Below are 23,010 nucleotides of genomic sequence, written 5' to 3'. Positions count from 1 at the left end.
CGCATCGCTCTCCGCGGAGGAATACGGAACAAAGCACTCCGCGCGCAAAACGCGCAAATGCCCTGTTGCCGACGGCTGTTGGTCCTGCGGTTGCGCCAGCTTGGCAGAGCGACGGAAGGTGCGGGGACGATGTTGTGAGGCGGGTTCACGCCGTGGCCGTTTCCCGCCACACGTGGACGCGGCCGTGAGAGGGGCGGACGAGGGTGCTCGGAGCGATAGGCCTGGACGAGACGCAGGAGTCGGCGTACCGGACGCTGGTGGCGCTGGGCGCGGCCGAGGTCGCGGATCTGGCGCACCGGCTGGCGCTGCCGGAGCCGGACACGGAACGGGCGCTGCGGCGCCTGGAGCGCCAGGGCCTGGCCGCCCAGTCCTCGGCACGGACCGGGCGGTGGGTGGCGGCCCCGCCCGGTGTCGCGCTCGGCGCCCTGCTCACCCAGCAGCGCCACGAGCTGGAGCGGGCGGAGCTGGCGGCGGCGGTGCTGGCCGAGGAGTACCGGGCCGAGGCCGCCCAGCCCGCCGTCCACGACCTGGTGGAGGTGGTGACCGGCGCCTCCGCGGTCGCCCACCGCTTCCACCAGCTCCAGCTCGGCGCGACCGACGAGGTGTGCGCGCTGGTCACCGGCCATCCGGTCGCGGTGACCGGCGTGGACAACGAGTCCGAGGAGCGGGCGGCGGCCCGGGGCGTCGCCTACCGGGTGGTCATCGAGCGCGAGATGCTCGCGCTGCCGACCGGGATCACCGAGGTCACCGTGGCGCTCGGGCGCGAGGAGCAGGTGCGTACGGTCGAGCGGGTGCCCACCAAGCTGATGGTGGCCGACCGCAGCCTGGCGATGGTGCCGCTGACCGGCCGGGACGCCGAGCCCGCCGCCCTGGTGGTGCACGCCAGCGGTCTGCTGGAGTCGCTGATGGGTCTCTTCGAGGCGGTGTGGCGGGACGCCCTGCCCCTGCGGCTCGCGGGTTCGGCGGTACGGGAGGAGGCGTCGGGGCCCGACGCCACGGATCTGGAGATCCTGTCGCTGCTGCTGGCCGGGATGACCGACGCCAGCGTGGCCAAGCAGCTCGGCCTGGGGCTGCGGACCGTCCAGCGCCGGGTGAAGGGCCTGATGGAGCTGACCGGCGTCACCACCCGGCTCCAGCTGGGCTGGCACGCCTACGAGCGCGGCTGGGTGGCCCGGTAGCGGCGGGTCGCGTCCGGCGTGAGGAAGGACGTACGCCCCTCCCCCGGCCTGCACGGACGTCTGTGTTGCTGCACGCTGAACAGGTGGGCGTATGGCTGCTCCTGGTGATGGGCCTGGTGATGCTCCTCGGCCTGTTCGGCGTGCTGGTGCCCGGGGCGCCCGGGCCGGCGATCGTCTGGGCCGCCGTGGCGTGGTGGGCGCTCACCGACACCAGCGGCACGGCCTGGGCGGTGCTCGCCGGGGCGACGGGCCTGCTGCTGCTCGCCCAGGCGCTCAAGCTGAGGATGCCGCCCAGGCGCCTCAAGGCGGCGGGCGCGCCGCGCCGCTCCCTGCTCACCGCGGGTCTCGCGGCGATCGCCGGGTTCTTCCTGCTGCCGGTCGTCGGCGGGGCCGCCGGGTTCCTCGCCGGTCTGTACGGGGCGGAACGGGTGCGGCTGGGCAGCCACGGGGCGGGCTGGTCGTCGGCCCGCACGGTGCTGCGGTCCGGCGGGTACTCGGTCCTGGTGGAGCTCCTGGCGTGCCTGCTGGTGGTGGGGGTCTGGGCGGGCGTGGTGATCTGGGCCTGAACGGGCCGTGGACGCGGGTCCCGCGACCCGGACACCCTGCTTCCGGGAGCCGATGACCTCCGGCGGCCCCGCGTGTGACGCTGGGGCATGACCGAATTCAGCGCGGCCGAGCGCGCGTATCTGAAGACCCAGCGGCTGGGGCGGCTGGCGACCGTCGACCCCAAGGGTCAGCCGCAGGCGAACCCGGTGGGGTTCTTCCCGCAGGACGACGGCACGATCCTGATCGGGGGGTACGCGCTCGGCACCACCAAGAAGTGGCGCAACCTGCTGGTGAACCCCCGGTTGGCGCTGGTCGTCGACGACGTGGTGAGCGTACGGCCGTGGCGGGTGCGGGGCGTGGAGGTCCGGGGCGAGGCCGAACTGCTCACCGGGCCGCACGCGTTGGGCCCGCACTTCAGCGAGGAGCTGATCCGCATCCACCCCGGCACGATCCACAGCTGGGGCCTGGACGGGGAGTAGCGGCCGCGCTCCGGCCGCCCGTCTCAGGGGCTGACCGCGAGCACCAGATAGCCGGCGAAGAGCGCCAGGTGGACCCCGGCCTGCATGGGGGTGGCGCGGCCCGGGACGACGGTGAGGATGCCCACGCCGACGGTGAGCGCGAGCAGCACCATGTGGCTGGCGCCGAGGCCGAGCACCAGCGGTCCCGAGAGCCAGACCGACGCGAGCGCGACCGCCGGAATGGTCAGCCCGATGCTCGCCATGGCGGAGCCGAGCGCCAGGTTGAGGCTGGTCTGCACCCGGTCGCGGGCAGCGGCCCGGGAGGCGGCGATGGTCTCGGGCAGCAGCACGAGCAGGGCGATGACCACACCGACGACGGAGGCGGGCAGCCCGGCGGCGGCCACCCCGCGCTCGATGGTCGGCGAGACGCCCTTGGCCAGGCCCACGACCGCCACCAGGGCCACCGCGAGCAGCCCGACGCTGATCAGGGCGGTACGGGCGGACGGCGGATCGGCGTGCTCCTCCTCCAGCACCTCGCCCCGCTGGGTGACCGGCAGGAAGTAGTCGCGGTGGCGGACGGTCTGGGTGGCGACGAACAGCCCGTACAGCGCCACCGAGGCGAGAGCGGCGAAGACGAGCTGGGCCGGGGAGAACTGCGGACCCGGCTTGCTGGTGGTGAAGGTCGGCAGCACCAGGCTGAGCCCCGCGAGCGTGGTCACCGTGGCGAAGGCGGCGCCGGTGCCCTCGGGGTGGAACACGGCGAGTCTGCCGCGCAGGGCGCCGATGAGGAGGCAGACCCCGAGGATGCCGTTGCAGGTGATCATCACGGCGGCGAAGACGGTGTCGCGGGCGAGCGTGGCGCTCTTGTCGCCGCCGTCCGACATCAGGGTGACGATCAGCGCGACCTCGATGACGGTCACCGCGACCGCGAGCACCAGCGAGCCGAACGGCTCCCCCACCCGGTGCGCCACGACCTCGGCGTGGTGCACCGCCGCCAGCACCGCGCCGGCCAGGAAGCAGGCCACCAGCGCGACCAGGGCCGAGGGGAGCGAGCGCCCCCAGGTGAACGCGAGCAGCACCAGGGCGAGCGCGGGCACGAACGCCGACCACCGCTCCCGGGGCAGACGGGCGAGACGGATCATGTTCCGACGTTCCCAGACGGACCCGCCCCGCGCCCGCCGGCCGACGCCGTCCGCGCCCCGCGCGACCTACGCGACCTACGCGACGGAGCCGGACACTCCGGCCGCGCGCAGGTGCTGACGGGCGTACGAGCGCCAGGGCCGCCACGGTTCGTCGGTGCCGTGCACGCTCCCCGTCCCGTCGTCGAACCCCACGTCCGGCTCGCCCAGCGCCCGTGTGCGGATCAGCGCGACCGTGCGGGCGTCGAGGCCGGGCAGGGTGCGCAGGATCCGTACGGCCTCCGCGCGGTCGGCGCCCGCGTCCAGGCGCAGCCTGCCGTCCGCGAGCGCGGCGGCGAGGCCCGCGAGGGCCGGGTCGGGGTGCGCGGCGAGGGCGGCGGGCTCGGGGAAGAGGTGGGTGAGCGAGCCGCACGGCACGTCGAGCCGCTTCCCGTACGCCTCGGTCAGCTCCCGCGCCACGCCCCGGCCCACCAGGGCCCGTACCGCGTACTCGTCCGGGTCGGCGGCTCCCGGCGAACGGATCCCGGGCCGGGCCGCGACCAGGGGGGCGAGGCGGGGGTCGGCGGCGAGGCGCTCGTCCACCGCGTACGGGTCGGCGTCCAGGTCGAAGAGGCGGCGCAGGCGCTGGACGGCGGTGGTGAGGTCGCGCAGGTCGGTGAGGTGGATACGGGCCTGAAGCCAGCCGCCCCGGCGCGGGCGGGCCTCGTCGACGGCCACGATGCCCGTGCCGTACGGCAGCCGCAGGGTGCGGCGGTAGGTGCGCGCCCCCGGCTCGCCGGTCATCTCCTCGGCGCCGGCCACGGCCTCCTCGGCGAGCAGGTCGAAGACCGGGCCGGCGGCGTACGGGCCGCGGTGGGCCAGGCGCAGCGGGATGCCGGCGGCGAAGGCGGCCGGGCCGGACCCGGCACGGGCTCCGGACTCCTCGCGCAGGGCGCTGGGGGTACGGGCGTAGATCTGCCGGATGGTGTCGTTGAACTGGCGCACGCTGGCGAACCCGGCCGCGAAGGCGATGTCGGTGACCGGCAGCCCGGTGGTCTGGAGCAGCACCCGGGCGGTGTGGGCGCGCTGGGCGCGGGCGAGGGCGACCGGGCCGGCGCCGAGTTCGGCGGTGAGCTGGCGCTGGACCTGCCGGGTGCTGTAGCCGAGGCGTGCCGCGAGGCCGGGCACGCCCTCGCGGTCGACCACGCCGTCCCCGATCAGGCGGACGGCGCGGCCCACGACGTCGGCGCGGACGTTCCACTCGGCGGAGCCGGGCACCGCGTCGGGGCGGCAGCGGCGGCAGGCGCGGAAGCCGTGGCCCTGGGCGGCGGCCGCGGTGGGGAAGAAGCGGACGTTCGCGCGCTTGGGGGTGACGGCCGGGCAGCTGGGGCGGCAGTAGATGCCGGTGGTGGTCACGGCGAAGAAGAACACGCCGTCGAAGCGGGCGTCCCGGCTGCTGACGGCCTCGTACCGGGTCTCGTCGGCCGCGTGTGCCTCGCCGGGCGTCCTCGTGTCGCTCTCCACGTACGTCGTCACCTGTCCAGTGTGCGCGCGGACGGAGGCGGGGACTGGCGGGAATCGGACACGGCGCTGAGAGCCGGGGGGCGTCCGCGGGTTGGTCGCGGCCGAGCGCGCGGTTCCCCGCGGCCCCGGACTGCTCCGGGGCGCGGGGAACCGCGCGGGCGACCCGGCACGGTCGGCGGACGACGCGCTGTCCGCGTCCCGCCTTCGGGGCCGTCAGCGCACGCGGCCCCGCTTGGCGGCGTAGTTCGCCCGGCCCTCGGCGGACCGCAGCCGCCAGTCGCGGCGGAGCTCGTTGCGCAGGCGCACGTCCGTCTTGGCGACGATCCGCTGGTTCTCGCGGATCAGCTTGCGGTAGCTCTCCAGGCGCCGCTCGGGCAGCGAACCGTCCTCGATCGCCGCGAGCACCGCGCACCCCGGCTCCGCCTCGTGGGCGCAGTCGTGGAAGCGGCACTCCCCCGCCAGCGCCTCGATCTCCGCGAAGACCTGGGCGACGCCGGTCTCGGCGTCCCACAGGCCCACTCCGCGCAGCCCCGGGGTGTCGATGAGGACACCGCCGCCGGGCAGGGCGAGCAGATTGCGGGTGGTGGTGGTGTGCCGGCCCTTGTTGTCGACGTCCCGGGTGGCCCGCACCTCCATCACGTCCGCGCCGAGCAGCGCGTTGGCGAGGGTGGACTTGCCCGCGCCGGACTGGCCGAGCAGCACGCTGGTGCCGTCCGAGACGACCGCCCGCAGCACCTCGACGCCGTCGCCGGCCGTGGAGCTGACGGGCAGGACCTGGACGCCGGGCGCGGCGGTCTCCACGTCCCGGACCAGATAGGAGAGCCCGACCGGGTCGGGCACCAGGTCGGCCTTGGTGAGGACGACGAGCGGCTGCGCGCCCGACTCCCACGCCAGGGCCAGGAACCGCTCGATCCGCCCGAGGTCCAGCTCGGCGGCGAGCGAGACCGCGATGATCGCGTGGTCCACGTTGGCCGCGAGGATCTGCCCCTCGGACCGGTTGGAGGAGGTGTTGCGGATGAAGGCGGTGCGGCGCGGCAGATACGCGCGGACGAACCGGGGGTCGCCGCCGGGGTCGACGGCGGCCCAGTCACCGGTGCAGATGACCCGCATCGGGTCGTGCGGGGTGACGAAGGCGGTGTCGGCGCGCAGCGGACCGTCGGCGGTGACGAGGTCGCACTGACCCCGGTCGACGCGGACGACCCGGCCGGGCAGCAGGCCCTGGTCGGCGTAGGAGGCGAAAGCGGCGGCCCAGGCGTCGTCCCAGCCGTAGCGGGCCAGGGGGTGCGAGGGCAGGGAGGTGTGCGACTGCTGCGAAGCAGAAGAGGAGGACAAGGGGGGACCCTTCACAAGGGTGGCCCCGGCGGTGCGTTGGGTTCAGCCGGCGGCCACGGGAGTGGAATTGACGCACTTCTGGATGAGGGCAGCGCCCATCGCCATGACAGCCATCGGTCACACCTCCCGGTTCGGTCGCAGGGTCATACGGATCGGCCAACGGCCGCCGCACGGAACGCAGTCACCATAACGCCGGGCCCGGGGCCCGGCCAACTCATTTATCCACGCCCGCCGGCCGCTCGCGGGGCTGTCTGCGGGGAGTTCTGCGGGGCGGGCGCCAGGAAGACGTACCAGACCGTCCCGGTCCGGGGCGTGACCACCTTGCGTCCGGGCCAGGAGCGGGCGTAGGCGGGCGGGTTGGGCGCCGACTGGACGAGGGCGAGCGGGGTGCGCCGGGCGGCCGCCACGATGCCCGGCACCGTCGCCGTCCGGTCGCGGCGGTCGCTGGCGTGGGAGGAGCAGCCGCCGTAGAAGGCCTGCGGCTGGGACTGGTCGCCGACGATGGTGCAGGGCGGGCGGATGCCGTACTCCCCGAGCCGGGCCACCAGCCACTGGTCGTCCGAGCGCAGCGCCTGCTGGCGTGCGGTGCGCCGGTCCAGGATCCCGTACTGGCCCCAGAGCTGGAGCCCCAGGCAGACCGCGACGGCCGCCACCACCACGGTCCGCCACCGCCCGCGCGCCGCCGCCACCGCCCCGGCCGCGCACTCGGCGACGACGAGGGCGAGCAGCGCGTACGCGGGGATCAGGAAGCGGGGGGCCGCGTAGCCGATGCCGAAGAGGTACGGCACGCCGAGCGCCGCCGCGCACCACACCGCCAGCAGCGCCGGGCGCCCCCGCCCGGCCCTGGTCGCGCAGAGCACGCCGAGGGCGGTGAGCAGGGGGAGCGCCAGCCACCACACCGCGCTCTGATGGGGGTTGGGCCAGCCGGAGGTGCAGGGGCGGCACAGCAGCGGGCCGTTGAGGGTCATCAGGTTCATGCCGAGCGCGTTGTGCAGGCTGAGGCCGCCCTGCGCCTCGCCCGCCCCGTGCACCCGCTCCAGGAGGCCGCCGAAGCGCAGATACGCCTCGACGACCCAGGGCAGCACACCGGCGGCCAGACCGCCCAGGACCGCGAGGGCGGGCCGCGTCCGCCGCCGGGCGGGTACCGCGAGGACCGCCGCGAGCAGGGCGAGCGCCAGATAGCCACCGTCGTAGGGGCGCACCAGCGCCGTGAACGCCACGCTCAGCGCCACCGCGCACAGCGGGCCGCGCCGCCGCTCCCGGTCCGCCGCGGCGTGCAGGAACCAGCCCGCCCCGGCGAGCGCGCCGTAGGCGACGTACAGGTTGGGCATGACCTCGCCCGCGTAGAACTGCACCACCCACAGACCGCTGAAGAGCACGGCGGCGAGCAGGACGACGCGGCGGCCCACCAGGGTCAGCCAGGGGCGGAAGGCGAGGGTCAGGCCGGTGGCCGCGAGCAGCAGCATCCAGGCGCGCAGCACCGGCACCGAGCGGGTCAGCTGGGCGGCGGGCGCGGCGAGCCAGCTCACTCCGCGGGCCCGGGGCTCGCTGAAGAAGGCGTCGGGGACCCGGGGGTCGACCTGGCTGACGTACACCGTCTCGTCCCAGCCCAGCGGCAGCCGCCAGGCGCCGGTGGCCAGCTGGACCGCGCCGCAGGCGAGCGCGAGCACCACCCCCACCAGGGCCAGCCGGACGGTGTCCGGGCGCGGGGGACGTACGGCCGGACGGCCGGACAGGGACCGGGTAGCTTGATCGGCGGCAGCCATGCGCCCAACCTACGCGGCCCGGGGCGGCCCCGGCAGGCGGAGCACGCCTGTGCGCGGGTGTCCGTTTCCTTCAAGACCGGCGCCCCTGCCGCGTCCTACGTTGAGGCCATGAACGCACGATTCGACTCCATCGGCCTGGTCGTCTCCGACATGGCCGCCTCGCTCGCCTTCTACCGCCGTCTGGGCCTGGACATCCCGGCCGCGGCCGACACCGAACCGCATGTGGAGCACACGCTCCCGGGCGGCACCCGCATCCTGTGGGACACCGAGGAGGTGATGTGCTCCTTCGACCCGGGGTGGACCCGTCCGCGGGGCGGCGGCCGGGCGGACCTCGCCTTCGTCTGCGACGGGCCGGAGGCGGTGGACCGGCTGTACGAGGAGCTGGTGGCGGCCGGGTACTCCGGCCACCTCAAGCCCTTCGACGCCTTCTGGGGCCAGCGCTACGCGACGCTCCACGACCCGGACGGGGTCGGCGTCTCGCTCTTCGCGGCCTCGGCGTAGCCGGTGAGGGTGGTGCCGGCCAGGTCGCGCGTCTCGCGGGCGAGGTGGGCCTGGTCGGCGCAGCCGGCGGCGAGCGCCGCCTCGGCGTACGGCACGCCCTCCAGAACCAGGGCGAGGGCGCGTTGCAGGCGCAGCACGCGCGCGAGGGTCTTGGGGCCGTAGCCGAAGGCGGCCAGCGAGCGGCGGTGCAGGCTGCGGGCGCCCAGTCCGACCGCCTCGGCCGTCGCGGCGACCGTGGCGCCCGCCGCGAGCCGTTCGGCCACCGCCCGCATCAGCGGGTCCGGCTCCCCGGCGCGGGCCAGGGCGGCGTTCTCCAGGGCGACGGCCGGGTCCGGTGCCTGGGCGATCCGCTCGGCGAGGCGGCGCACGTCACCGCCCGGCCAGAGCGCGTCGAGGTCCACGCGCCGGTCGCGCAGTTCGTGCGCCGGTACGCCGAGGGCCGCGGGCCCCGCGCCGGGCGCGAACCGCACGCCCGCGAACCGGGCCCCGGGCGGCGCGTCCGGTACGTACGCGTGCGTGTCGGGGCCGGCGACGAGCAGTCTTCCCTCGCACCACAGCAGGTCCATGCAGCCGTCCGGCAGGACGGGGCGGACGGCTCCCGCCTCCATGGTGCGCGCCCAGACGACCGCGCCGGCAAGCCGCGAGGCGCGCTCTCGGTACATGTCTTCGAGGCTAACGCGGCCGGGCGGCCGGAGCCCGGCGCTAGGACCTGTCCTTGCCGTGCCCGTCGCGCGTCCCGTGCAGCCGGGCCTTCACGTGGTCCGGCGGCAGGAAGCGCGACCAGCGCTCCGGGTACTCCGCGGGCATCCCGGTGTCGGCCGGGTCGAAGTCCGCGGGGTCGTAGTCCTCCGGATCGCCCTGGTAGGCGGCCCGGGCCTGGGCCGCGCGGGCGACGATCTCGGCGGCCTGGGCCGCCTTGACCCGCTCGTTGGCGGCGCGGGCGGCGGCCGTGGCGACCGAGGGCCACACGCGGTCGATCGCGGCGTTGACGGCCGCGCCCACCAGGACCGCGAAGGCCGACACGCCGATCCACAGCAGGACGGCGACGGGCGCGGCCAGCGACCCGTAGATCGTGGGGCCCTCGACCGTGCTGGTGAGGTAGATCCGCAGCAGGAACGAGCCGATCACCCACATCGCCAGGGCGACCAGCGCGCCCGGCACGTCCTCGATCCACGGCGAGCGGACCGGTACCGACACGTGGAAGAGGGTGGTCAGAAATGCCACCGAAAGGAGGATCATCACCGGCCAGTACAGGACGCTGATGACGTCCGTTCCCCACGGGACCAGCTCGACCACCCGGTCCGGGCCGACCACCGCCAGCGGCAGCACCACCGCCCCGATGAGCAGGGCCACGACGTAGAGCAGCAGGGAGAGCAGCCGGGTGCGCACGATGCCCCGCCGGCCGTCGAGCCCGTACATCACGGTGATGGTGTCGATGAAGACGTTGACGGCCCGGGAGCCCGACCAGAGGGCGAAGGCGAAGCCGAGGGAGACGATTTCCGGCCGTTTCCCCTTGGTGACGTCGGCCAGCAGCGGCTCGGCGAAGTCGTGGACGCCCCGGTCGGAGAGGACCGACTGGGCGGCCGTGAGGATGTTCTTGCTGATGGTGTCGACGGTGTGCGTGTTGGTCCAGCCGTCGACGTACCCGAGCAGCGCGATCAGGCTGAGCAGCAGCGGGGGCAGCGAGAGCAGGGTGAAGAACGCCGCCTCGGCCGCAAGCCCCAGGATGCGGTACTCGATGCACGAGTTGACGGTGTCCTTCAGAAGCAGCCAGGCCATCTTCCGCTTCGACACGTTGCGGTAGAGGACACGGGCCCGGTGGAGTCGGCTCGGGGCCCGGTGGAGTCGGCCCGCTGGCCGCTCGGGTGTTTCATTTGCTGGCTGCACCTCCTTACCGTATCGGCATGGCAGCCACCACCCACACAGTGACCAACCAGGCTCCGCCCCTGGTGGGATACGACGTCTTCTTGTCCGACCGCGCTCTCGCCGAGGGGGTGGAACGGCATCTGGCGCCCGATCTCGCCGCAAAGGCGCGCGAGGAGCTCAGCGGCCTCGGGCGCACCGCCGGGTCCTCCCAGGCGCAGGGGTGGGGCGTCCTGGCGAACGAGAACCCGCCCAAGCTGCGCACCCACGACCGCTACGGCAACCGGATCGACGAGGTCGACTTCCACCCGAGCTGGCACCGGCTGCTCGGACACGCCGTCGGGGCGGGCCTGACGGACGCCTGGGGGCGGCCCGGGGGCCATGTGCGGCGCGCCGCCGGGTTCCTGGTGTGGACGCAGGCCGAGGCGGGTCACGGGTGCCCGCTGTCGATGACGCACGCGGCGGTGCCCGCGCTGCGGACCGACCCGGCGCTGGCCGCCGAGTGGGAGCCCCGGCTCACCTCCCATGTGTACGAGGAGGGGCTGCGCCCGCCCGCCGACAAGGCCGGGGTGCTCTTCGGGATGGGCATGACGGAGAAGCAGGGCGGCAGCGACGTCCGGGCCAACACCACCCGGGCGAGGCCGCTGGGGGACGGCGGCGAGTATCTGCTGACCGGGCACAAGTGGTTCTGCTCGGCGCCGATGTCCGACGCGTTCCTGGTGCTCGCCCAGGCGCCCGGCGGGCTGACCTGCTTCCTGGTGCCCCGGGTGCTGGACGACGACACCCGCAACACGTTCCGCATCCAGCGGCTCAAGGACAAGCTGGGCAACCGGTCCAACGCGTCCGGCGAGGTCGAGTTCGACGAGACGTGGGCGCGCCGGGTCGGCGAGGAGGGGCGCGGGGTGCGCACCATCATCGAGATGGTGGCGGCGACCCGGCTGGACTGCGTGGTCGGCTCGGCGGCGCTGATGCGCCAGGGCGTGGCGCAGGCGATCCACCACGCGGCCCACCGCGGCGCGTTCGGCGGGGTGCTGATCGAGAAGCCGCTGATGAGGAACGTCCTGGCGGACCTGGCGCTGGAGTCGGAGGCGGCGACCACGCTGGCGCTGCGCCTCGCGGCGGCGCAGGACGCCGTCCAGAGCACGGGGTCGCCGGAGGAGCAGGCGCTGCTGCGGCTCGCGGTGCCGGCCGCCAAGTACTGGGTGACCAAGCGCTGCACTCCGGTCGTCGCCGAGGCCCTGGAGTGCCTGGGCGGCAACGGGTACGTGGAGGAGTCCGGGCTGCCCCGGCTGCTGCGCGAGTCGCCGCTCAACTCGATCTGGGAGGGCTCGGGCAACGTCCAGGCGCTGGACGTGCTGCGGGCGCTCCAGCGCGAGCCGCAGGCCCTGGACGCCTTCCTCCAGGAGGTCGGCCGCGCGCGCGGCGCGGACCACCGGCTGGACGGGGCGATCAAGGACCTGCTGACGGAGCTGGCGGACCTGGACGGTGTCGAGGCGCGGGCGCGCCGGATCGTGGAGCGGATGGCGCTGGTGCTCCAGGGGTCGCTGCTGGTGCGCTGGGCGCCGCCGGAGGTGGCGGACGCGTTCTGCGCGTCCCGCCTCGGCGGCGACTGGGGCTCGGCGTTCGGGACGCTGCCGCACACGCTCGACCTGGGCGCGGTCGTCCAGCGGGCGCGCGCGGAGGTCTGAGCGCCGGCGCGTACGGAGCGGGCGCCCGAGGCCTCAGCGGCCCGGGCGCCCTGACCGGGACGTGCGTCGGGGGTGGTGCTGCGCCGACACGGCACCACCCCCGCACTCTCATGCGCCCTGACGGGCCATGACGACCGGACGTCCGGTGTTCCACCACCTTCGTACACACGCGCGGCCGTTCGCGAGAGTTGCAAAGGGTTGCAACCATGTGCGGCATATCGCCGCGCGCGAACGCCCGGGCGGGCACGATGAATGCGTGGCGCCCGAGTTCAACTCCCCCTCGGAACGCGGGTGCCGACAGGAGGACCCAGTGCAGGACACCACCACCCTCGATGCGGCCCGGCTGGCGGCGATGAACGTGCGGGAGGCCACCCGGCTGCTCAAGGGCATGCGGGCCGCCACGCTCGCCGGACTCCCCTCCACACCCGCCCCGCGCGCGGAGATCCACGCGTCCTGGCGCCGGGTGCTGCGCCGCGGTCTGGACCCGGACGGCGCCGGGCACGTCCGGCCGCTGCCGCTGGCCGAGGTGGAGCGGCGCCGGCAGTCCTCGCCGCTCAGGGAGGTGCTGCCGGTGCTGCGGGAGGCGCTGGTGTCGGTCGCGGACGCGGCCCAGCACATCATGGTCGTCTCCGACGCCGACGGCAGGCTGCTGTGGCGCGAGGGCCACGCCTCCGTGCTCAGGAACGCCGACGCGCTCGGTTTCCAGGTCGGGGCCGACTGGAGCGAGGGGGCGGTGGGGACCAACGGGGTCGGCACCCCGCTGGTGACCGGCCGCCCGACGCTGGTGCACTCGGCCGAGCACTTCCTCTCCACCCATCACACCTGGACGTGTGCGGGGGCGCCGGTCGTCGATCCGCGCGACGGGCGGCTGCTGGGCGTGGTGGACGTGAGCGGCCCGCTGTCGACGATGCACCCGGCGACCCTGGCCTTCGTCACCTCGGTGGCCCGGCTGGCCGAGGCCGAGCTGCGCACCCGCCACCTGGCGGCCGTGGAGCGGCTGCGGACGGTGGCCGCGCCCGTGCTGTGCCGGATCGGGGGCCGGGCGCTCGCGGTGGACACCAACGGCTGGACGGCCGCGGTGACGGGGATGCCGCCGGTGGACCGGCTGCCGCTGCCGAAGTCGTTCCGGGCGGGCCGGGTCTGGCTGCCCTCGCTGGGGATGTGCGCGGTCGAGCCGCTGCCGGGCGGCTGGCTGGTGCGGGTGGTCGGTGACGGCGCGGGACCGGCGGACGCGCCGCGCCGGGTGGTGCTGGACCTGAGCCGGCGCCGCGCGTCGGTGACGGTCTCGGGGGACGCCGGCAGCTGGGCGCAGGAGCTGAGTCCGCGCCACGCCGAGCTCCTGTACGTCCTGGCCCTGCACCGCTCGGGGCGTACGGCCGCGCAGCTGGCCGACGACATCTTCGAGGACCCGACGCGTACGGTGACGGTGCGGGCGGAGATGTCCCGGCTGCGGCGCCATCTGGCCGAGGTGCTCGCGCACCGGCCGTACCGGTTCGCGGAGGACGTGGAGGTGGAGGTGGTCCGGCCCGACCACCCCGCCGACCTGCTGCCGCACTCCACGGCCCCGGCGGTGCGCGGAGCCCGCCACCACCCGCACTGACCCGCGCTTGATGGCGAAGCCGGGGCCGTGATTCGGTGGCGGTATGAGCATCCCCGTCACCACCTGGTCCCTGGAGCAGACGTCCCCGGCCGACCTGTGCCCCGCCGCCGAGCCCGCCGAGGGCATACGGATCGTCCGCTCCGAGGTGCCCTCGCCGGAGTTCAGCCGCTTCCTCTACACGGCGGTCGGCGGCGACATCCGCTGGACGGACCGCCTGTCGTGGTCGTACGCGGCGTGGCGGGAGTTCCTCTCCGGGCCGGGCGTGGAGACCTGGGTGGCGTACGAGCACGGCACGCCGGCCGGGTACGTGGAGCTCCAGGCACAGGACGAGGGCGCGGTGGAGATCGTCTACTTCGGGCTCGTCCCGGCGTTCCGGGGCCGCCGGATCGGCGGGCCCCTGCTCTCGTACGGCGTCGCCCGGGCCTGGGACCTGGCCGACCGCTGGCCGGGCCGCGACACCACCAAGCGGGTGTGGCTGCACACGTGCTCGCTGGACGGGGAGCACGCGATGGACAACTACCTGCGGCGCGGCTTCCGGCTCTTCGACACCAAGGTGGAGGAGCAGGAGGAGGTCGCGGCGCCGGGGCCCTGGCCGGGGGCGTACTAGCGCTTCTCCTGCGGGGCTCAGCCGGGTGCGGGCGGGCCGAGGTGGTCCTGAATGAGGCGGTGCAGGACGTGGTCGGGGCCGTGGGCGCGTTCGGCGAGCAGGGATCCGCGCAGTGCGAGCGCGGTGCAGGCAGCCGCGGTGGTGACGGCGACGCCTACCGCCGCGACGGCACCCCACAGATCCGACCAGGCGACGGCGGCGTAGAGACAGACGAAGGGCACCATCACGAGCCCCAGCAGCCGGCGCGTGAGGAGCAGCCCCCACCCCCCGGCGATGATCAGGACGGCCGCCCACGCCAGCCACACCGGCCCCCAGGGGTGCCAGTCCACGGCCGCCTCGGCGGCACGCTCGGCGGCGTGGCCGGAGACCGCGAGGACGAGGGCGAGCAGGACGCGCAGGTGCCAGCTGCGGTCGTAGACGTAATCCGGGTGCTGGACGGGCTTGCCGGCCCGTTCCCAGGCGGAGGCGGGGAACGCCCCTCGCTGGTAGAGGACGTCGGTGACGGCCGGGCGCAGCGGGAGGGGAAGCAGGCGGAGCATCCGCGACCGCGCGGCGGGAAAACCGGCGGCGAGCAGTGCCGCGTCCGCGAGCAGGGTCTGGAGATCCGTCGCATCCGGCCGGACCGCGGAGGCTTCCCTCAGCACCGTGACGCGGCGGAGTTCTTCCGGTCCGTCCCCTGACGGGTCCGGCCACGGCTCCCCCCACCGCACCACGCTCAGCGCCACCAGAATCCTCGGATCCACCTCGACCCCGGGCGGCGGCTTTGCCCCCGCCCCGACGATCGCGCCCGCGATCAGGCTGACGCACCGGACGACCGGGTCCTGGGGACCGGTCGCGAAGGGCTGCCACACCCACATGTAGTCGGGTACGCGCACCCGCTGCGGGGTCTCCCGGAGCGCCTCCTCGATCGCGCGGTCCCGCAGCAGGTCGCCCAGGTAGAAAGCGGCTTCCACCGATGTCGTGTCCACCAGGGAGGCGGAGAGGGCCACCGCCGCGCGCGGGGTCCGGATCGTCCACAGGGCGCGCAGCGCCTCCGGGCTTCCCCCCAACGCCGCCGTCCGCAGCGCGGGAACCGCCAGATCCCCCATCCCCGCCAGGGCGGGTCCGGCCTCGGGGACCCGGGGAAGCAGCCCGGCGAGTTCTTGGGCCGCGCTCGGCAGATTGGTGGCGGCCAGCGCCGCGACCGCCGCCGTGCGGCCCGGACCGGCCGGGGCGGCGGCCATCTCGACCAGCAGGCCGAAGACCGCCCGGCCCCGGGGTCTGCGGTCCCCCGCCACTACGCCGAACGCCGCGATCACCGCCTGGCGGTCCTGGCCCGTCTCGCGGCCGAGCCGGTGTCTGAACCGGGACACGATCTGCCGGGCCAGCGTCTCGTCCACCACCTGCGCGTCCGCCAGGCACTGGAACGCCAGGACGGCGTCCTGTGCGAGCACCGCCCGGACCACCTCGGTGCAGTCGCGCGGCTCCGCCCCGCACCACAGCCGTACCGTCTCCCGCCACGCCGCCGGGTCGCGGCGGTAGCGGGCGAGCAGGCCCGCGGGGTCGGCCGCCAGACGGGTCGCGGCCAGGTACTCCTGGAGGGTGAGGTGGGCGAACTGGTAGCGCTCCCCGCTGTCCACGGCCAGCAGCAGCCCGCTGCGCTCGACGATCTCCTCCAGGACCTCCTGGGCCCGCTCCTCGGGGCGGCCCTGCTCCGCGAGTGCGGCCCGTACATGGGTCAGCACCTCGCGCTCCGGCAGCGCCAGACGGTCGTGGACGTCGGAGGGGACGTCCTGGGCGGCCAGCGCGAGGCGTTGCAGGACCGCCTTCTTCACCGGGTGCGAGAAGCGCGCGTCGCGCCGGCGGTCGTCGAGCAGGCTGTCCGTGACCTGCTTGTAGAAGTCGGCGCGGGTGTGCGGAAGCATCTGGTCCGTGCCCGCGTACACATGGCTGTACAGGTACGCGATCATCGTCAGAAGCAGCGGGTTGCGGGCCAGCGGCATCAGCTGCGGGGTGTCGCGCAGGGCGCCGAGCAGTTGCTCCACGGTGTCGGCCGGCAGGTGCTCGGGCCAGGGCCAGCCGTGCAGGAAGCGGCGGACCAGGCGCTCGTCGAACTCCTGGACGCGCAGGGTGCGGTCGGCGTCCTCGGTGAACTCGCCGCGGTAGACGGCGATCCGGCAGGTGACCGCGGTCCGGCACTTGGCATGGGCGCGGGTGAACTGCCTGATCGCGTCCGCGACCTCCTTGCGCCGGGCCGTCGGCACCTCATCCAGTCCGTCGAAGTACACGGCGAGGCGGCCCTCCGCGAGCGCGCGGTCGGTCCACTTCCCGGCGCCCGGGAAGTCATGGTCCCCGAAGTGTTTCACGATGTGGTCACGCAGGTTCCCCTCGTCCAGGTTCACCTCGTGCAGCTTCAGCAGGACCGGTACGTCGACGAGCTCGCCGGGCTCGGCCCTCGGCGGGCGGCGGCGGCCGTACCAGGCGCGGCGCGGCGGATCCTGCGGGCGGTAGCGCTCGTGGCACCAGGCGAGGACGGTGTGGCGCAGCAGCATCGTCTTGCCCGCACCGGGGACGCCGAGGACCACGGCGTGGCGGGCCTCGTGCAGCGAGACGGCGGCCTCGGTCTGCTCGGCGCCCGCCCCGAAGCCGGAGGCGGTGCGCAGCGGCACGTACACCGAGGCCATGTCCATGGTCTGGGAGTCGTCGACCCGGAAGGAGACGGAGAAGCGCTCGTGGCGCTCGTGGACGCGGACGATGTAGCGGCGCAGCGCGGTGCGGGCGAGCAGGGCACTGCCGGCGAGCCGGTCGTAGAGGAGGGCCGCCGCCTTGTCGACGAGGGCCTTGAACCAGTCCTTCAGCTTCAGGAGCAGGACGCCGAGGACGAAGGCCCCGGCCGCCGGGATCCATGACGCCGGATGTCCCCCCATGAGCGTGCCCCCCTCGCCCCTGCCGTTGTCCGGCTCAGGCAGGATAGGAGCACGGGCGCTGCCGTGTCCGGCGGACGGCCGGGTCGCCCCCGGCGTGACGCCGACCACACCGTCTCACCACTCGGGACATTGTTGTCCACATTTTGGAAGGTGGTGGACTGGCCCGAGATGCCCGTGACACGCTTCCGCCATGTTCGGAACTGGAATTGCCTTGGTGAGTCGACGACACGTCGACCTGGGCCGTATGTCCAGCGCCATCTGTCCGGCCCGCTGAGAGAACCCCAGCACCGCCGCCCCCTGCTTCTCCCACGCCCTTGCGCACCGCCGCGCCTCCGCGCGAGTGTGCAGGTCAGAGCCGCCCTCCTGCAGTCCCGAAGGACGTATCCCCATGGCCGCCAGCCCAGACAAGCCCGCCTCCACCGCACCCCGCCGCAAGCCGGGGCGCCACCGTGGTGAAGGCCAGTGGGCCGTCGGCCACTTCACGCCGCTCAACGGGAACGAGCAGTTCAAGAAGGACGACGACGGTCTCAATGTGCGGACACGTATTGAGACGATTTACTCCAAGCGCGGCTTCGACTCGATCGACCCCAACGACCTGCGCGGACGTATGCGCTGGTGGGGGCTGTACACCCAGCGCAAGCCCGGGATCGACGGCGGCAAGACCGCGATCCTGGAGCCGGAGGAGCTGGACGACAAGTACTTCATGCTGCGGGTCCGGATCGACGGCGGACGGCTGACGACCGGCCAGCTGCGGGTGATCGGCGAGATCTCGCAGGAGTTCGCGCGCGGCAGCGCCGACATCACCGACCGGCAGAACATCCAGCTGCACTGGATCCGCATCGAGGACGTACCGGAGATCTGGAACCGGCTGGAGGCCGTCGGGCTCTCCACGACGGAGGCGTGCGGCGACTGCCCCCGCGTCGTCATCGGCTCGCCGGTCGCCGGGATCGCCGAGGACGAGATCGTCGACGGCACCTGGGCGGTCGACGAGATCCACGAGCGTTACATCGGCAGCAAGGAGTTCTCCAACCTGCCCCGCAAGTTCAAGACGGCGATCTCCGGATCGCCGCTGCTCGACGTGGTGCACGAGATCAACGACGTGGCCTTCGTCGGCGTCGAACACCCCGAGCACGGCCCGGGCTTCGACCTGTGGGTCGGCGGCGGTCTGTCCACCAACCCCAAGCTCGGCGTGCGGCTCGGCGCCTGGGTGCCGCTGGAGGAGGTCCCGGACGTCTGGGCCGGCGTGGTCGGCATCTTCCGCGACTATGGCTACCGGCGCCTGCGCAACCGCGCCCGGCTGAAGTTCCTGGTGGCGGACTGGGGCCCGGAGAAGTTCCGCCGGGTCCTGGAGGAGGAGTACCTCCGGCGCGAGCTGGTCGACGGGCCCGCGCCCGCCGAGCCCTCCCAGCGCTGGCGCGACCACGTCGGGGTGCACCGCCAGCGGGACGGCCGCTTCTACGTCGGCTTCGCCCCCCGGGTCGGCCGCGTCGACGGCGCCACCCTGACGAAGATCGCCGAGGTCGCGGAGGCGCACGGCTCGGGCCGGGTCCGTACCACGGTCGAGCAGAAGATGATCGTCCTCGACGTCGAGGAGGAGCGGGTCGGGCCGCTCGTCGAGGCGCTGGAGGCGCTCGACCTGACCGCCAGGCCGTCGCCGTTCCGGCGCGGCACCATGGCCTGCACCGGTATCGAGTACTGCAAGCTGGCGATCGTCGAGACCAAGGCGCGCGGCTCCGCGCTCATCGACGAACTGGAGCGCCGCGTCCCGGACTTCGACGAGCCGATCACCATCAACCTCAACGGCTGCCCCAACGCCTGCGCCCGTATCCAGGTCGCGGACATCGGTCTCAAGGGCCAGTTGGTCCTGAACGACGAGGGCGAGCAGGTCGAGGGCTACCAGGTGCACCTGGGCGGCGCGCTCGGCCTGGAGGCCGCCTTCGGCCGCAAGGTCCGCGGTCTGAAGGTCACCTCGGCCGAGCTGCCGGACTACATCGAGCGGCTGCTCAAGCGCTTCGAGGCGGAGCGCGAGGACGGCGAGCGGTTCGCCGTCTGGGCCGCGCGCGCGAGCGAGGAGGCCCTGTCGTGAGCGAGCGGGCGGCGCCCTTCTACTGCCCGTACTGCGGGGACGAGGACCTGCGGCCTTCGGAGGAGGGCCACGGGGCGTGGGAATGCGCGGCGTGCAACCGCGCGTTCCGGCTCTCGTTCCTCGGACTGCTGGCCCGTGGGCCGCGGTCCACCCACCCACGGGGAGAGACCTCATGACGACCCTTCAGGCATCTTCGGCCGACGAGCTCAGGGCCCTGGCGGAGACCGCCGGGCGCGAGCTGGAGGAGGCCGAGCCGCTGGACATCCTGCGCTGGGCGGCCGACACCTTCGGCAAGCGGTTCTGCGTCACCTCCTCGATGGAGGACGCGGTGGTCGCCCATCTCGCCTCGCGCGCGATGCCCGGCGTGGACGTGGTGTTCCTCGACACCGGCTACCACTTCCCGGAGACCATCGGCACCCGGGACGCGGTGGCGCAGGTGATGGACGTCAACGTCATCACCCTGACACCGCGTCAGACCGTGGCCGAGCAGGACGCCGAGTACGGACCGCGGCTGCACGACCGCGACCCGGACCTGTGCTGCGCGCTGCGCAAGGTCAAGCCGCTCCAGGAGGGGCTGAGCGGCTATTCCGCGTGGGCGACCGGCCTGCGCCGCGACGAGTCCCCGACCCGGGCGGACACTCCGGTCGTCGGCTGGGACGAGAAGCGGCAGAAGGTGAAGGTGTCCCCCATCGCCCGCTGGACCCAGGACGACGTGGACGCGTACGTGGCGGAGCACGGAGTGATCACCAACCTGCTCCTCATGGACGGCTACCCGTCCATCGGCTGCGCGCCCTGCACCCGCCGGGTGGCGGACGGCGAGGACGCGCGGTCCGGCCGCTGGGCCGGGCGCAACAAGACCGAGTGCGGGCTGCACGGCTGATGACGAACCACCAGGAGAACCACGTGAGCGGGGCCACCACCGGAGCCACCGTCTGGCTCACCGGGCTGCCCAGCGCGGGCAAGACCACCATCGCGTACGAGCTGGCGGGCCGGCTGCGCGAGGAGGGACACCGGGTCGAGGTGCTCGACGGCGACGAGATCCGCGAGTTCCTCTCGGCCGGACTCGGCTTCAGCCGCGAGGACCGGCACACCAACGTGCAGCGGATCGGCTTCGTCGCCGAACTGCTCGCCTCGAACGGCGTCAAGGCGCTGGTGCCGGTGATCGCGCCGTACGCCGACAGCCGTGACGCCGTACGCAAGCGCCACCAGTCCGAGGGCACCGCCTATCTGGAGGTGCATGTCGCCACTCCCGTGGAGGTCTGCTCCGAGCGCGATGTGAAGGGCCTGTACGCCAAGCAGGCGGCCGGCGAGATCAGCGGGCTGACCGGGGTCGACGACCCCTACGAGGCGCCCGCGTCGCCCGACCTGCGGATCGAGTCGCACCGCCAGACCGTAGGCGAGTCCGCGTCCGCGCTCCACGCACTGCTCACCGAGAGGGGTCTCGCATGACGACGACCGCCGCCGCCCAGGCCGAGGGCACGGACACCCCGTACGCGCTCACCCACCTCGACGCCCTGGAATCCGAGGCGGTGCACATCTTCCGCGAGGTGGCGGGCGAGTTCGAGCGGCCGGTGATCCTCTTCTCCGGCGGCAAGGACTCGATCGTCATGCTGCACCTGGCGCTGAAGGCGTTCGCCCCCGCGGCGGTCCCCTTCACGCTGCTGCACGTCGACACCGGGCACAACTTCCCCGAGGTCCTCGCCTACCGCGACCGGGTGGTCGCCGAGCACGGGCTGCGGCTGCACGTCGCCTCCGTGCAGGAGTACATCGACGCGGGGAAGCTGCGCGAGCGGCCCGACGGGACGCGCAACCCGCTCCAGACCGTGCCGCTGACCGAGGCCATCCAGCGGCACCGCTTCGACGCCGTGTTCGGCGGCGGGCGGCGCGACGAGGAGAAGGCCCGGGCCAAGGAGCGGGTGTTCTCGCTGCGCGACGAGTTCTCGCAGTGGGACCCGCGCCGCCAGCGCCCCGAGCTGTGGCAGCTCTACAACGGCCGCCACGCGCCGGGCGAGCACGTCCGGGTCTTCCCGCTCTCCAACTGGACCGAGCTGGACGTGTGGCAGTACATCGCCCGTGAGGGCATCGAGCTGCCGCGGATCTACTTCGCGCACGAGCGCGAGGTGTTCCAGCGGGCCGGCATGTGGCTGACCGCGGGCGACTGGGGCGGCCCGAAGAAGGACGAGACCGTACAGAAGCGGCTGGTGCGCTACCGCACGGTCGGTGACATGTCCTGCACCGGCGCCGTCGACTCCGACGCGACGACGCTGGACGCCGTGATCGCCGAGATCGCCGCCTCCCGGCTCACCGAGCGGGGCGCGACGCGCGCCGACGACAAGATGTCCGAGGCCGCGATGGAAGACCGCAAGCGCGAGGGGTACTTCTAAATGACCACCACGACCGAGCAGTTGGCGGACCTGTCCGCGACCACCCTGCTGCGCTTCGCGACCGCCGGGTCCGTCGACGACGGCAAGTCCACCCTGGTGGGCCGGCTCCTGCACGACTCAAAATCGGTCCTCACCGACCAGTTGGAGGCCGTCGAGGCCGCCTCCGCCAAGCGCGGCCAGGACGCCCCCGACCTCGCGCTGCTCACCGACGGCCTGCGCGCCGAGCGGGAGCAGGGCATCACCATCGACGTCGCCTACCGCTACTTCGCCACGCCCCGGCGCCGGTTCATCCTGGCCGACACCCCCGGGCACGTGCAGTACACCCGCAACATGGTGACCGGTGCCTCCACCGCCGACCTCGCGCTGGTCCTGGTCGACGCCCGCAACGGCGTGGTCGAGCAGACCCGCCGGCACGCGGCGGTCGCCGCCCTGCTGCGGGTGCCGCACGTGGTGCTCGCGGTCAACAAGATGGACCTGGTCGGGTACGAGGAGAAGGTCTTCGCGGCGATCGCCGAGGAGTTCACCGCGTACGCCGGGGAGCTGGGCGTGCCGGAGATCACCGCGATCCCGATCTCGGCGCTGGCCGGCGACAACGTGGTGGAGCCGTCCGCCCACATGGACTGGTACGGCGGGCCGACCGTCCTGGAGCACCTGGAGACCGTCCCGGTCAGCCACGACCTCACCGGCTGCCACGCCCGGCTGCCCGTGCAGTACGTCATCCGCCCGCAGACCGCCGAGCACCCCGACTACCGGGGCTACGCGGGCCAGATCGCGGCGGGCACCTTCCGGGTCGGCGAGAGCGTGACCGTGCTGCCCTCGGGCCGCACCTCGACGATCTCCGGGATCGACCTGCTCGGCGAGTCGGTGGACGTGGCCTGGACGCCGCAGTCCGTGACGCTGCTCCTCGACGACGACGTGGACATCTCGCGCGGCGACCTGATCGTGCCGAGCGGGGACGCGCCGCCCACCACCCAGGACGTGGAGGCGACGGTCTGCCACGTGGCCGACCAGCCGCTCTCCGTGGGCCACCGGGTGCTGCTCAAGCACGGCACCCGTACGGTCAAGGCGATCGTCAAGGACATCCCGTCCCGGCTGACCCTGGACGACCTGTCGCTGCACCCGCATCCGGGGCGGCTGGCCGCCAACGACATCGGCCGCGTCAAGATCCGTACGGCCGAGCCGCTGCCGCTCGACGCGTACGCCGACTCCCGCCGTACCGGGGCCTTCATCCTGATCGACCCGGCCGACGGCACCACGCTCACCGCGGGCATGGTCGGCGAGTCGTTCGCCGCGCCCGAGCCCGTGCCGGCCGACAGCGAGTCGGACGGGTGGGACTTCTGACCATGACGAGCCACGACTTCTACTCCACGTTCGCCAAGGAGGGCGGCCGCGTCGGCAGCGGCGCCCTCGGCAGCGGGCAGGGCGGGGTGGGCCGATGTGCGCGATGACGTAC

21 protein-coding genes are annotated in these 23,010 nt (G+C 73.9%); 14 read left to right on the top strand and 7 right to left on the bottom strand.

Annotated elements, in window-relative coordinates; genetic code table 11:
- Positions 1–203 precede the first annotated feature (203 nt).
- From ABZ404_RS03890 to ABZ404_RS03880, 3 genes are all read left to right on the top strand, one after another.
- On the top strand, positions 204–1,178 hold the full coding sequence (locus ABZ404_RS03890; RefSeq protein ID WP_358835587.1) for a helix-turn-helix domain-containing protein: 975 nt from the start codon (positions 204–206) through the stop codon (positions 1,176–1,178).
- An 83-nt stretch (positions 1,179–1,261) separates the two neighbouring features.
- Positions 1,262–1,744, top strand: a complete 483-nt coding sequence (locus ABZ404_RS03885) for a DUF456 domain-containing protein (protein ID WP_358835590.1) — start codon at positions 1,262–1,264, stop codon at positions 1,742–1,744.
- An 87-nt stretch (positions 1,745–1,831) separates the two neighbouring features.
- Positions 1,832–2,203, top strand: coding sequence for a PPOX class F420-dependent oxidoreductase (locus ABZ404_RS03880; RefSeq protein WP_358835588.1), 372 nt, complete (start codon positions 1,832–1,834; stop codon positions 2,201–2,203).
- Positions 2,204–2,226: 23 nt separating this feature from the next.
- Here ABZ404_RS03880 and ABZ404_RS03875 read toward each other — a convergent pair whose 3' ends face one another.
- From ABZ404_RS03875 to ABZ404_RS03860, 4 genes are all read right to left on the bottom strand, one after another.
- Positions 2,227–3,324: an ionic transporter y4hA gene (locus ABZ404_RS03875; RefSeq protein ID WP_358990108.1), complete on the bottom strand. Its 1,098-nt coding sequence runs from the start codon at positions 3,322–3,324 to the stop codon at positions 2,227–2,229.
- A gap of 75 nt (positions 3,325–3,399) precedes the next feature.
- Positions 3,400–4,836 (bottom strand): AlkA N-terminal domain-containing protein, encoded by a 1,437-nt coding sequence (locus tag ABZ404_RS03870; RefSeq protein ID WP_358990105.1) that lies wholly within the window; start codon positions 4,834–4,836, stop codon positions 3,400–3,402.
- 201 nt (positions 4,837–5,037) lie between these two features.
- Positions 5,038–6,156, bottom strand: a complete 1,119-nt coding sequence (gene rsgA, locus ABZ404_RS03865; protein WP_358837007.1) for a ribosome small subunit-dependent GTPase A — start codon at positions 6,154–6,156, stop codon at positions 5,038–5,040.
- 218 nt (positions 6,157–6,374) lie between these two features.
- Entirely contained in the window at positions 6,375–7,922 is a 1,548-nt protein-coding gene (locus ABZ404_RS03860) for a hypothetical protein (protein WP_358837008.1), read from the bottom strand.
- Positions 7,923–8,030: 108 nt separating this feature from the next.
- Here ABZ404_RS03860 and ABZ404_RS03855 point away from each other — a divergent pair, with 108 nt between their 5' ends.
- The gene (locus ABZ404_RS03855; protein WP_358837009.1) at positions 8,031–8,423 is read left to right on the top strand and encodes a VOC family protein; all 393 of its coding nucleotides are present in this window, start codon (positions 8,031–8,033) and stop codon (positions 8,421–8,423) included.
- On the opposite strand, the gene ABZ404_RS03850 is transcribed toward ABZ404_RS03855, so the two are convergent.
- Positions 8,363–9,085 carry a DUF6597 domain-containing transcriptional factor gene (locus tag ABZ404_RS03850; RefSeq protein ID WP_358837010.1) on the bottom strand — a complete coding sequence of 241 codons (723 nt, stop codon included), beginning with the start codon at positions 9,083–9,085 and terminating at the stop codon, positions 8,363–8,365. The genes ABZ404_RS03855 and ABZ404_RS03850 overlap by 61 nt on opposite strands.
- A gap of 40 nt (positions 9,086–9,125) precedes the next feature.
- Positions 9,126–10,310 (bottom strand): YihY/virulence factor BrkB family protein, encoded by a 1,185-nt coding sequence (locus tag ABZ404_RS03845; RefSeq protein WP_358837011.1) that lies wholly within the window; start codon positions 10,308–10,310, stop codon positions 9,126–9,128.
- 17 nt (positions 10,311–10,327) lie between these two features.
- Here ABZ404_RS03845 and ABZ404_RS03840 point away from each other — a divergent pair, with 17 nt between their 5' ends.
- The 3 genes from ABZ404_RS03840 to ABZ404_RS03830 all read left to right on the top strand — a co-directional run bounded on the left by ABZ404_RS03840 (position 10,328) and on the right by ABZ404_RS03830 (position 14,181).
- Positions 10,328–11,974 (top strand): acyl-CoA dehydrogenase family protein, encoded by a 1,647-nt coding sequence (locus ABZ404_RS03840; protein WP_358837012.1) that lies wholly within the window; start codon positions 10,328–10,330, stop codon positions 11,972–11,974.
- Between the two features lie 352 nt (positions 11,975–12,326).
- Complete coding sequence (locus tag ABZ404_RS03835) at positions 12,327–13,574, top strand: GAF domain-containing protein (RefSeq protein ID WP_358990184.1); 1,248 nt, start codon at positions 12,327–12,329, stop codon at positions 13,572–13,574.
- A 43-nt stretch (positions 13,575–13,617) separates the two neighbouring features.
- On the top strand, positions 13,618–14,181 hold the full coding sequence (locus tag ABZ404_RS03830; protein WP_358833625.1) for a GNAT family N-acetyltransferase: 564 nt from the start codon (positions 13,618–13,620) through the stop codon (positions 14,179–14,181).
- 17 nt (positions 14,182–14,198) lie between these two features.
- Here ABZ404_RS03830 and ABZ404_RS03825 read toward each other — a convergent pair whose 3' ends face one another.
- Positions 14,199–17,087 carry a hypothetical protein gene (locus tag ABZ404_RS03825; RefSeq protein WP_358833624.1) on the bottom strand — a complete coding sequence of 963 codons (2,889 nt, stop codon included), beginning with the start codon at positions 17,085–17,087 and terminating at the stop codon, positions 14,199–14,201.
- Positions 17,088–17,277: 190 nt separating this feature from the next.
- Between ABZ404_RS03825 and ABZ404_RS03820 the strand changes: the two genes are divergently transcribed.
- From ABZ404_RS03820 to ABZ404_RS03790, 7 genes are all read left to right on the top strand, one after another.
- Positions 17,278–17,361, top strand: coding sequence for a putative leader peptide (locus tag ABZ404_RS03820; protein ID WP_351804716.1), 84 nt, complete (start codon positions 17,278–17,280; stop codon positions 17,359–17,361).
- A gap of 114 nt (positions 17,362–17,475) precedes the next feature.
- On the top strand, positions 17,476–19,173 hold the full coding sequence (locus tag ABZ404_RS03815) for a nitrite/sulfite reductase (protein WP_358833623.1): 1,698 nt from the start codon (positions 17,476–17,478) through the stop codon (positions 19,171–19,173).
- Positions 19,170–19,349, top strand: coding sequence for a hypothetical protein (locus tag ABZ404_RS03810; protein WP_358833622.1), 180 nt, complete (start codon positions 19,170–19,172; stop codon positions 19,347–19,349). The genes ABZ404_RS03815 and ABZ404_RS03810 overlap by 4 nt, the downstream gene beginning before the upstream one ends.
- Complete coding sequence (locus ABZ404_RS03805) at positions 19,346–20,053, top strand: phosphoadenylyl-sulfate reductase (RefSeq protein WP_358833621.1); 708 nt, start codon at positions 19,346–19,348, stop codon at positions 20,051–20,053. The genes ABZ404_RS03810 and ABZ404_RS03805 overlap by 4 nt, the downstream gene beginning before the upstream one ends.
- On the top strand, positions 20,053–20,622 hold the full coding sequence (cysC, locus tag ABZ404_RS03800) for an adenylyl-sulfate kinase (protein WP_358833620.1): 570 nt from the start codon (positions 20,053–20,055) through the stop codon (positions 20,620–20,622). The genes ABZ404_RS03805 and cysC overlap by 1 nt, the downstream gene beginning before the upstream one ends.
- Positions 20,619–21,557 carry a sulfate adenylyltransferase subunit CysD gene (gene cysD / locus ABZ404_RS03795; protein WP_358833619.1) on the top strand — a complete coding sequence of 313 codons (939 nt, stop codon included), beginning with the start codon at positions 20,619–20,621 and terminating at the stop codon, positions 21,555–21,557. Before cysC ends, cysD begins: the two co-directional genes overlap by 4 nt.
- On the top strand, positions 21,558–22,898 hold the full coding sequence (locus ABZ404_RS03790) for a GTP-binding protein (protein WP_358833618.1): 1,341 nt from the start codon (positions 21,558–21,560) through the stop codon (positions 22,896–22,898).
- Positions 22,899–23,010: the final 112 nt, after the last annotated feature.

The sequence above is a fragment of the Streptomyces sp. NPDC005878 genome, assembly GCF_040629815.1.
In the GTDB taxonomy this organism is placed as follows: Bacteria; Actinomycetota; Actinomycetes; order Streptomycetales; family Streptomycetaceae; genus Streptomyces.
This window is presented reverse-complemented; position numbering and strand designations above follow the sequence as displayed.